This window comes from Streptomyces sp. NPDC101219, from assembly GCF_044767675.1.
Taxonomy (GTDB): domain Bacteria; phylum Actinomycetota; class Actinomycetes; order Streptomycetales; family Streptomycetaceae; genus Streptomyces.
This window is the reverse complement of sequence record NZ_JBIWOK010000012.1, coordinates 136,435-147,293: the sequence shown is the minus strand read 5'-3', so window position 1 is coordinate 147,293 and position 10,859 is coordinate 136,435. Positions and strand designations below refer to the sequence as shown.

General features: G+C 74.7%; 8 protein-coding genes. 7 read left to right on the top strand and 1 reads right to left on the bottom strand.

What is annotated here, in order from left to right:
* Positions 1-615 precede the first annotated feature (615 nt).
* The 5 genes from ACIRPP_RS23700 (at position 616) to ACIRPP_RS23680 (ending at position 6,780) form a co-directional block, all read left to right on the top strand.
* The gene (locus tag ACIRPP_RS23700; protein WP_403646248.1) at positions 616-1,149 is read left to right on the top strand and encodes a hypothetical protein; all 534 of its coding nucleotides are present in this window, start codon (positions 616-618) and stop codon (positions 1,147-1,149) included.
* Between the two features lie 46 nt (positions 1,150-1,195).
* Positions 1,196-4,405 carry a S41 family peptidase gene (locus ACIRPP_RS23695; protein ID WP_403646246.1) on the top strand — a complete coding sequence of 1,070 codons (3,210 nt, stop codon included), beginning with the start codon at positions 1,196-1,198 and terminating at the stop codon, positions 4,403-4,405.
* 74 nt (positions 4,406-4,479) lie between these two features.
* On the top strand, positions 4,480-4,833 hold the full coding sequence (locus ACIRPP_RS23690) for an HIT domain-containing protein (RefSeq protein WP_403646243.1): 354 nt from the start codon (positions 4,480-4,482) through the stop codon (positions 4,831-4,833).
* 13 nt (positions 4,834-4,846) lie between these two features.
* Positions 4,847-5,752: a ribonuclease Z gene (locus ACIRPP_RS23685; protein ID WP_403646241.1), complete on the top strand. Its 906-nt coding sequence runs from the start codon at positions 4,847-4,849 to the stop codon at positions 5,750-5,752.
* A 35-nt stretch (positions 5,753-5,787) separates the two neighbouring features.
* Positions 5,788-6,780 (top strand): adenosine deaminase, encoded by a 993-nt coding sequence (locus ACIRPP_RS23680; protein WP_403646238.1) that lies wholly within the window; start codon positions 5,788-5,790, stop codon positions 6,778-6,780.
* Positions 6,781-6,869: 89 nt separating this feature from the next.
* Here ACIRPP_RS23680 and ACIRPP_RS23675 read toward each other — a convergent pair whose 3' ends face one another.
* A complete protein-coding gene (locus ACIRPP_RS23675; protein WP_403646235.1) occupies positions 6,870-8,198 on the bottom strand; it encodes an MFS transporter in 1,329 nt (442 codons plus the stop codon).
* A 299-nt stretch (positions 8,199-8,497) separates the two neighbouring features.
* Between ACIRPP_RS23675 and ACIRPP_RS23670 the strand changes: the two genes are divergently transcribed.
* A complete protein-coding gene (locus tag ACIRPP_RS23670; protein WP_403646232.1) occupies positions 8,498-9,655 on the top strand; it encodes a carbohydrate kinase family protein in 1,158 nt (385 codons plus the stop codon).
* Positions 9,656-9,781: 126 nt separating this feature from the next.
* Positions 9,782-10,852 (top strand): PhoH family protein, encoded by a 1,071-nt coding sequence (locus ACIRPP_RS23665; RefSeq protein WP_403646229.1) that lies wholly within the window; start codon positions 9,782-9,784, stop codon positions 10,850-10,852.
* Positions 10,853-10,859: the final 7 nt, after the last annotated feature.

The window sequence follows — 10,859 nt, the reverse complement described above, 5'->3', positions numbered from 1 at the left end:
TCGCGGAGGGTGTCACCTCCGCGCGGCACGGGAGGGTTCGGCTCGCGGATCGCGTCGTTCTGCGCCCGGTGCCGGGGGGCTCGGCCCGTGGATCGGGTCGTCCTGCGCCCGGTGCCGGGGGGTTCGGCCCGTGGATCGCGTCGTCCTGCGCCCGGTGCCGGGGGGTTCGGCTCGCGGAGGGTGTCACCTCCGCGCGGCACGGGAGGGTTCGGCTCGCGGATCGCGTCGTTCTGCGCCCGGTGCCGGGGGGCTCGGCCCGTGGATCGCGTCGTCCTGCGCCCGGTGCCGGAGGGTTCGGCTCGCGGAGCGTGCCACCTCCGCGCGGCACGGGAGGGTTCGGCACGCGGACCGCGTCGCCCTGCGCCCGGCTCAGAAGGGTCCGGCTCGCGCAACGCGCCGCCTCCGTCCGGCACCGGAGGGTTCCGTGGCCCGCCCGCACCCGCCGGACCGCGGGCGGTGGGCGCCCGCCGTACTCGCCGGACCGCCAACGGCCGGCGCCCGCCGTACTCGCCGTAGCGGCCGTAGCCGCCGGACCCGCCGGATCCGCGACAGGGGGCTCGTATCGGGCCGAATGCGCCCTACCGCCGCGCCCGGGACGGTGGCAGTCTGCCGTCCATGCGGGTGCTGGTGGGGAGTTGGCTGAGGCCGGTGCTCATGGCGGGGGGAGCGGTGCTCGCCGTGGGCGGCCTCGTGGCGTGCGAGCCGGGCGGGCTGAGTTCCGCCGCCGTGGCGTACACCACGGACGAGACCGTGACCGAGGAACTGGAACGGCGCAAGGCCGGTGTCCGGTGGCTGAACTGCACCGCCTCCTTCGGGAACGAGGACGGCGGCGGCGCCTCGTCCTCCCCGGGCGAGCGGACCGTCGCCGCCGTGGACTGCGAGGGCGAGACCGACGACGGCAAGGACATCACCGTCACCGGCCGGGTCACCCACGCCGTCAACGGCGCCTGCGTGCGCGGGAACATCACCGCGAAGGTCGACGGCAGACAGCGGTTCCGGGTCGACGGACTCGGTGACTGCGACGCCGCCAGTCCCTCGCCCGTGGGGCAGCCCGGCGGGGACGGCGCCCGTCCCACCGTCACCGTGACCGTCACCACCACCGTGTGGTGCGAGCAGTACCCGTCGTGCCGTCCCGTCGAGGGCAAGTGATCGAAATCCCTGGCCGGGGCCGCCGCCGCGTGCATAGGGTGATCGGGTGACACAGCCTGCTCCGGTCGCATCCGCCGCGTATCTCCGCTTCCCGCACCCGCACGGCGAGTTGGTCGCCTTCACCGCCGAGGACGACGTGTGGCTCGCCCCGCTCGACGGCGGTGGCCGGGCCTGGCGGGTGAGCGCCGAGAACGTGCCGGTGACCCATCCGCGCATCTCGCCCGACGGCACCACCGTCGCCTGGACCTCCACCCGCGACGGCGCCCCCGAGGTGCACGTCGCCCCCGTCGACGGCGGCCCCGCCCGGCGCCTGACGTACTGGGGGAGCCACAAGACGCAGGTGCGCGGCTGGACCCCGGACGGGCGGGTGCTGGCGACCAGCACCCACGGGCAGGCCAGCCTGCGCCGCACCTGGGCGCACGCGGTCCCGCTAGACGGCGGACCCGCCACCACCCTGCCGTACGGTCCCGTCGGCGACGTCGCCCCGGGACCGGCCACCGTGCTGCTGTCCGCGCAGATGGGCCGCGAGGCCGCCTGGTGGAAGCGCTACCGGGGCGGCACCGCGGGCAAGCTGTGGATCGACCGCGAGGGCGACGGCGACTTCGTCCGCCTCCACGAGGATCTCGACGGGAACATCGAGTACCCGCTGTGGGTCGGTGACCGGATTGCGTTCCTCTCCGACCACGAGGGCACCGGCGCGCTGTACTCCTCCCTCGCCGACGGCTCCGACCTGCGCCGCCACACGCCCCTCGGGGGCTTCTACGCCCGCCACGCCGCCACCGACGGCCGCCGCGTCGTGTACTGCGCCGCCGGTGAGCTGTGGACGCTGGACGACCTGGACGGCGCCGAGCCGCGCCGCCTCGACATCCGGCTCGGCGGCCAGCGCGTCGACCTCCAGCCCTTCCCGCTGAACGCCGGACGCTGGTTCGGCTCCGCGTCCCCCGACCACACCGCGCGCGGCAGCGCCGTCAGCGTCCGCGGCAGCATCCACTGGGTCACCCACCGCTCCGGACCCGCCCGCGCCCTGGCCGCGACACCGGGTGTCCGGGCCCGGCGCCCGCGCACCTTCCGCGCGGACGGCGAGGAATGGGTGGTGTGGGTGACCGACGCCGAGGGCGACGACGCCCTGGAGTTCGCGCCCGCCACCGGGCTCGCCCCGGGCGCCACCCCCCGCCGGATCGCCGCCGGCCGGCTCGGCCGCGTGCTGGAACTGGCCATGGCGCCCGACGGCAGCCGGGCCGCCGTCGCCTCCCACGACGGCCGTGTGCTCCTCGTCGAGCGGGAGACCGGCGAGGTCCGCGAGGTCGACCGCAGCGCCGACGGCGACGTCTCCGGGCTGGTGTTCTCGCCCGACTCCGCCTGGCTCGCCTGGTCCCACCCCGGCCCGCGTCCGCTCAGCCAGCTCCGCCTCGCCAACACCACCGACCTGTCGGTCACCGAGGCCACCCCGCTGCGCTTCCAGGACTACGCGCCCGCCTTCACCCTCGACGGCAAGCACCTGGCGTTCCTGTCCACCCGCTCCTTCGACCCGGTCTACGACGAGCACGTCTTCGACCTGGCGTTCGTCGAGGGCGCCCGGCCGCACCTGATCACGCTGGCCGCGACCACCCCGTCGCCGTTCGGCCCGCAGCGCCACGGCCGGCCCTTCGAGACGCCGGACCGGGAGGAGACCCCCGACAGCGAGGGCACCCCGACCACCCGGATCGACCTCGACGGGCTCGCCGACCGGATCGTGCCGTTCCCCGTCGAGGCCGCCCGCTACTCCAACCTGCGGGCCGCCAAGGACGGGGTGCTGTGGCTGCGGCACCCGGTGACCGGGGTGCTCGGCGCCTCCCGGGCCACACCCGACGACCCCGACCCCAAGACGGAGCTGGAGCGCTACGACCTCGCCCAGCACCGGGTCGAGCACCTCGCCGTGGACGCCGACCACTTCGAGGTCAGCGGCGACGGCAAGCGGGTGCTGCTGTGGACCGACGGGCGGCTCAAGGTCGTGCCCAGCGACCGGCGCGCGCCCGGCGACGACGACAGCGACGGCAACATCACCGTCGACCTCGGCCGGGTCCGCCAGTTCGTCGACCCGGCCGCCGAGTGGCGGCAGATGTTCGACGAGGCGGGCCGCATCATGCGGGACCACTACTGGCACCCGGAGCTCAACGGCGTCGACTGGACCGCCGTCCTCGACCGCTACCGTCCCGTCCTCGACCGCCTCGCCACCCACGACGACCTCGTCGACCTCCTCTGGGAGGTGCAGGGCGAGCTCGGCACCTCGCACGCCTACGTCACGCCCCGCGGCGGATACGGTGACGGCGCCCGGCAGGGCCTGCTCGGCGCGGACATCTCCCGCCACGAGGACGGCAGCTGGCGGGTCGACCGCATCCTCCCCTCGGAGACCTCCGACCCGGACGCCCGCTCCCCGCTCGCCGCGCCCGGCGTGGCCGTCCGCCCCGGCGACGCGATCGTCGCCGTCGCCGGACAGCCCGTCGACCCCGTCACCGGACCGGCCCCGCTGCTGGTCGGCACGGCCGGCCGGCCGGTCGAGCTGACGGTCTCCCCGGCCGGCGGCGGCGAGCCGCGCCACGCGGTCGTCGTCCCCGTCGCCGACGAGGAGCCGCTGCGCTACCACGCCTGGGTCACCGACCGGCGGGCGTACGTGCACGAGACGTCCGGCGGCCGCCTCGGCTACATCCACGTCCCCGACATGCAGGCCCCCGGCTGGGCGCAGATCCACCGCGACCTGCGCGTCGAGGTGACCCGCGAGGGCCTGGTGGTCGACGTGCGGGAGAACCGGGGCGGGCACACCTCCCAGCTGGTGGTGGAGAAGCTGGCCCGGCGGATCGTCGGCTGGAACGTGCCCCGCGGCATACGGCCCGAGTCCTACCCGCGGGACGCGCCGCGCGGCCCCGTCGTCGCCGTCGCCAACGAGTTCTCCGGCTCCGACGGCGACATCGTCAACGCGGCGATCAAGGCCCTCGGCATCGGCCCGGTGGTCGGCACCCGCACCTGGGGCGGCGTGATCGGCATCGACAGCCGCTACCGCCTGGTCGACGGCACCCTCGTCACCCAGCCCAAGTACGCCTTCTGGCTGGAGGGGTACGGCTGGGGCGTGGAGAACCACGGCGTCGACCCCGACATCGAGGTGGTGCGGCGCCCGCAGGACCACGCGGCGGGCCGCGACCCGCAGCTCGACGAGGCCGTCCGGATCGCGCTGGCCGCCCTCGACGACAACCCGGCGAAGCAGCCCCCGGCACTGCCCTGACGCGGACACCGGCGACGACGGCGACGGCTACGATGCCCCGGTAAGCGATCAACCGGGGCCGAGGAGGCACACCCATGGCAGGCGAGCCGCAGGACGACTGCCTGTTCTGCAAGATCGTCGCAGGACAGATCCCGGCGACGATCGTCCGCGAGACGGACACGACCGTCGCGTTCCGGGACATCAACCCCCAGGCGCCCACCCACGTCCTGGTGATCCCCAGGGCGCACCACCAGGACGCGGCGGCCCTCGCCGCGGCGGCACCCGACATCGCCGCGGACGTGCTGCGCGAGACGCAGGCCGTCGCCGACCAGGAGCAACTGGAGAGCTACCGCATCGTGTTCAACACGGGCAGCGGCGCGGGCCAGACCGTCTGGCACGCGCACGCCCACGTGCTGGGCGGCCGCGGCCTCGAATGGCCCCCCGGATAGTCCGGGCCGTCACATGTCCGTACGCGAACTGGTCGTGCTCGGCACGGCCAGCCAGGTCCCCACGCGGCACCGCAACCACAACGGCTACCTGCTGCGCTGGGACGGCGAGGGCATCCTGTTCGACCCCGGCGAGGGCACGCAGCGGCAGATGCTGCGCGCCGGGGTCGCCGCCCACGACCTGAACCGGATCTGCGTCACGCACTTCCACGGCGACCACTCCCTCGGCCTCGCCGGCGTCATCCAGCGCATCAACCTGGACCGGGTCCCGCACGAGATCACCGCCCACTACCCGCGTTCCGGGCAGCGCTTCTTCGACCGGCTGCGCTACGCCACCGCCTACCGCGAGACCGTCGCCCTCACCGAGGCCCCCGTGGACACGGACGGCCCCATCGCCCGCACCCCCGGCTACACGCTCGCAGCACGCCGCCTCTCCCACCCCGTGGAGTCCTACGGCTACCGGCTCACCGAGCCCGACGGGCGCCGCATGCTCCCGGACCGGCTCGCCGCGCACGGCATCACGGGCCCGGACATCGGCCGCCTCCAGCGGGACGGCGAGCTCGACGGCGTCCGGCTGGAGGATGTCAGCGAGGTACGGCGCGGCCAGTCGTTCGCGTTCGTCATGGACACCCGGCTGTGCGACGGGGTGCACGCGCTCGCCGAGGGCTGCGACCTGCTCGTCATCGAGTCGACCTTCCTCGACGAGGACGAGCAACTCGCCGCCGACCACGGCCATCTGACGGCCGGTCAGGCCGCCCGGGTCGCCCGGGACGCGGGCGTGCACCACCTCGTCCTCACCCACTTCAGCCAGCGCTACTCCGAGCCCGACGCCTTCGAGCGGCAGGCCCGGGCCGCCGGCTTCGACGGCGAACTGACCGTGGCCCACGACCTGCTGAGAGTGCCGCTCCCCAAGCGCCGCTGACGGGGTCCGCAGGCATCCGGCCGTACGATGCTCCGATGCCCGTACCGAAAGCCGAACTGCACCTGCACATCGAAGGCACGCTCGAACCCGAGCTGGCCTTCGGGCTCGCCGCCCGCAACGGCCTCACCCTGCCCTACGCCGGCACCGAGGCGCTGCGCGAGGCGTACCGGTTCCAGGACCTGCAGTCCTTCCTCGACCTGTACTACGAGCTGATGGCGGTGCTGCGCACGGAGCGGGACTTCGAGGACCTCGCCGACGCCTACCTCGCCCGCGCCGCCGCCCAGGGCGTCCGGCACGCGGAGATCTTCTTCGACCCGCAGGCGCACCTGGCGCGCGGGGTCGCCATGGACACCGTGGTCGACGGGCTCTGGCGGGCGCTGGGCCGCAGCGAGCAGCGGCACGGCGTGTCCACCCGCCTGATCATGTGCTTCCTGCGCGACGAGTCCGCCGCGTCCGCCCTGGCGACCCTGGAGGCCGCCCGCCCCCACCTGGACCGCATCACCGGCGTCGGCCTCGACTCGGCGGAGGCCGGCCACCCGCCGTCGAAGTTCCGCGAGGTGTACGAGGCCGCCGCCGCGCTGGGGCTGCGCCGGGTCGCCCACGCCGGGGAGGAGGGGCCGCCCGCGTACATCACCGAGGCCCTGGACGTGCTCGGCGTCGAACGCGTCGACCACGGGCTGCGCTGCGTGGAGGACCCGGCCCTGGTGCGGCGGCTGGTGCGCGAGCGGATCCCGCTGACCGTGTGCCCGCTGTCCAACGTCCGCCTGCGGGTGGTCGGCACACTGGCCGACCACCCGCTGCCCGCGATGCTGGACGCGGGCCTGATGTGCACGGTGAACTCCGACGACCCGGCCTACTTCGGCGGGTACGCCGGCGACACCTTCGACGCGGTGCGCGAGACCCTGGGCCTGGGCCCGGAACGCCTGCGCGAACTGGCCCGCAACTCCTTCCTCGCCGCGTTCCTCGACGACGACGAGGAGCGCCGGGCGCGGTACCTGGCCGAGGTGGAGGCCTACCGGTTCGACTGACCGCGGCCGGCCCTCGCCGGGCGGCGCCTCAGAGCACCCCGGGGGCGCGGGCGGTGGGCGTCCGACCCCCGGCTCCCACGGCCCCCGGCTCACACCGCCCCCGGCGCCCGGGCGGCCGCCGCCGTGCCGTAGGCACCCCGGGCCGGGGCGGGCGTGCCGTCGAGGGGGATCTCCACGACCTCCTGCTCGGGGGCGCCGACCTCCGGTACCGCGCCCGCCGGGGTGCCGGGGGCAGCGGCGACCACCACGGCCGCCGGGTGCCCGCCCCGGCGGCGGACCGCGCCCGGCAGCAGCGGGCGCCCGCCGGTGTGCAGGGCGACCGCGGTCAGCGGCACCGCCACCAGCAGCAGGCCGGCGCCGAGCACCGCTCCCATCACCGGGAAGCCGGCCTGCGCGGACAGTACGCTCCCGGTCAGCGGCCCCGCGGCGGTGCCCAGCGACGACGCCGACCCGACCAGCACGGCCCAGCGGCCGCGCGGGTCCAGCGAGGCGGCGAGCCCGAGCAGATAGGACAGCACCGCCGGGTAGACGGCGTTCCAGGCGATCTCCCCGGCGGCGAAGCCGGCCAGCCCGGTCGCGGAGGCGGTGAGCGCGATGCAGCCCGCGATGAGGACCGTGCCGCCGCCGATCGGCAGCGCCCGGCCCAGCCGGGCGCCCAGCGCGCCGGCCGCGAGGACGCCCAGCAGTCCGGCGCCCAGGGACGCGGCGAAGACGACGCCCACGGTGGGTTCGCCGAGGTGCGCCTGCGTGACGCCGATCCGTCCGCTCATGCCCCACAGGGCGTTCTGCGCGAGCGACCAGAGCAGCATGGCGCCCGCGAGCACCGGACCCGAACGCCGGTACGGCAGACGGCCGGTGCGGGCCGCCGCCCGGTGCGGGGCGGGCGCGGCGACGGGCAGCCGCGACGTCAGCGGCCACACCGCGAGCGCGGTCAGGGCGATGGTGGCAAGCGTGAGGCCGTGACCCGGGAGGTGCGGCACCGTCAGGTACACCACGCCCGCGAGCGCGGAGACGCTGAGCAGGCCGAGGGTGGAGCCGCGGTGCGGGTCGGGTTCGGCGGCGATCCGGGTGGCCGCGACGGTCGTCGCCGTGCCGGAGCCGAACCCGCCGATCACCGCGCCGGCGACGACGGCCGGGACGGCGGAGGTGAGCGCGGCCCCGCCGTACCCGAGCACGGCCAGGGCGAGACCGCACCGGGCCAGGGCGCGGGCCCCGAACCGTTCGACGCGGGCGGCCAGCAGGAACCCGGCGAGGGCGGAACTCAGCAGCAGCGCGCTGCCGACGGCGCCGGCCTGGGTGGGGGACAGGTCCAGCCCGCGTTCCAGCCGTCCGACGGTGGTGGGCAGCAGATACGGGGCGAGGTACCCGGCCGTGAAAAGGGCGACGAGGGGCCAGGGAGTGGTGCGAGGGGCGAACACGGGCGTTCCCGGGGCATGCGAAGGGGACGGTACGAAAAGGCGAGGTGGGAGCGACGACCGTCGACGGACAGGAACGCGCCGGCCATGTGTATCAAGCGGAAGAAGCGCTCCGGAAGCGATGCAGATGTGATCCGCGCCACTCTTGTGTTTGCGGATCCTCAGGCCGGGTAACAGAGGTCGGCGCCCGCCTCCCCGTCCGGGGTTCCGCCAGGTGGGAGCGGCTCCCGGCGTGATCGCCGTGGCGATGTCGGTGCCGTGGTGCAGACTGGCCTGATCCGCACCATGTCAGGGAGCGCATCGTGATGGCGTCCACCGTGCCGGCCGGAGAACGAAGCAGCGACGACACCGCCGCCCGCCGGGCGCAGCGGCCGGACCGCCGCACCCACCTCGACCCGCTCGCCGCCCTGCGCACCCCCGCCGACCCCCGCTGCGACGTCTACCTCACCGGCACCGTCTTCCTCGACATCATCTTCACCGGCCTCGACTCCGCCCCCGTGCGCGGCACCGAGTCCTGGGCCCGCGGCATGGGCTCCAGCCCCGGCGGCGTCGCCAACATGGCCACCGCCCTGGCCCGCCTCGGCCTGCGCACCTCCCTCGCGGCGGCCTTCGGCGACGACCACTACGGCGAGTACTGCTGGGACACCCTCGAACAAGGCGAAGGCATCGACCTCGGCCCCTCCCGCACCGTCCCCGGCTGGCACTCCCCGGTCACCGTGTCCATGGCCTACGAGGGCGAGCGCACCATGGTCTCCCACGGCCACGAACCGCCCCCCGAGGAGCCGGCCCCCACCTGCCCGCCCCACGCCCGGGCCGCCGTCGCCTCCCTCACCCCCGGCCGCAGCGCCCCCTGGATCGCGCAGGCGGCGAGCCGCGGCACCCGCGTCTTCGGCGACGTCGGCTGGGACGACACCGGCACCTGGTCCCTGGCCGGGCTGCCCGACCTGCGCCACTGCGAGGCGTTCCTGCCGAACGCCGAGGAGGCCATGCGCTACACCGGCACCGACTGTCCGCGCACCGCCGCGCACGCCCTCACCGCCCACGTGCCGGTCGCCGTGGTCACCCTCGGCGCGGACGGGGCGTACGCGGTGGACCGGCGGACCGGGGAGACGGCCGAGGTGCCCGCCATCGCCGTCGAGGCGCTGGACCCCACCGGGGCCGGCGACGTGTTCGTGGCCGGTTTCGTGGCCGGCAGCCTGGCCGGCTGGCCGCTGGCCGACCGGCTCGCCTTCGGCGGCCTCACCGCGGCCCTGTCCGTCCAGGAGTTCGGCGGTTCGCTGTCGGCGCCCGGCTGGGCGGAGATCGCGGCGTGGTGGCACGAGGTGCGGTCGGTGCAGGGGGAGGACGCGGCGGAGCTCGGGCGCTACGCGTTCCTCCAGGACCTGCTCCCCGAGGAGCCGGTGTCCGGCTGGCCGCTGCGCCGGGCCGTTCCCACGATCGGTTTCCGCAGCTCGTCCTGACGCGGGAACACCCCCCGGAAAAGCCCTTCGGCGTTGTCACCCGCGCGTCGTACCCTGGGAGTCGCGAGGCCGCCCTCAGCTGCGCGGCCCTGACGAGGAGGAATCGCAGGCCTTCAGCGCCGGCCCATGACTCAGACACCCACAGCTCACACCTCCGCGCAGGAGCAGGCGAGAGTTCAGCTCACCGTCCCCGCCCAGCACCCCATGGTGACCGTGCTGGGATCCGGCGACTCCCTCCTGCGCGTGATCGAGAAGGCCTTCCCGGGGACCGACATCCACGTCCGGGGCAATGAGATCAGCGCGGTCGGCGATCCGGGCGAGGTCGCTCTCGTGTCGCGCGTGTTCGACGAGATGATGCTGGTGCTGCGCACCGGACAGCCGATGACGGAGGACGCGGTGGAACGCTCGATCGCCATGCTCAAGGCGACTGAGAGCGGGGAGAGCGACGGCCAGGAGACCCCCGCGCAGGTCCTCACCCAGAACATCCTCTCCTCGCGCGGGCGCACGATCCGCCCCAAGACGCTCAACCAGAAGCGTTACGTGGACGCGATCGACAAGCACACCATCGTCTTCGGCATCGGCCCCGCCGGCACCGGCAAGACGTATCTCGCCATGGCCAAGGCGGTGCAGGCCCTGCAGTCCAAGCAGGTCAACCGCATCATCCTGACCCGGCCCGCGGTCGAGGCGGGGGAGCGGCTCGGCTTCCTGCCGGGCACCCTGTACGAGAAGATCGACCCGTATCTGCGCCCGCTCTACGACGCGCTGCACGACATGCTCGACCCCGACTCCATCCCCCGCCTGATGGCGGCGGGCACCATCGAGGTCGCCCCCCTGGCGTACATGCGCGGCAGGACGCTCAACGACGCCTTCATCATCCTGGACGAGGCCCAGAACACCAGCCCCGAACAGATGAAGATGTTCCTCACCCGCCTCGGCTTCGACTCGAAGATCGTGATCACGGGCGACGTCACCCAGGTCGACCTGCCCAGCGGCACCAAGTCGGGCCTGCGGCAGGTGCAGGAGATCCTGGAGGGCGTCGAGGACGTCCACTTCTCCCGCCTGTCCTCGCAGGACGTCGTCCGCCACCGGCTGGTGGGCCGTATCGTCGACGCGTACGAGCAGTACGACAGCGAGCACGGCACCCAGAACGGCGTCCACAAGGGCGGCCGGGGCAGGTCCGGGCACAAGGGGAAGTAGACCGAGC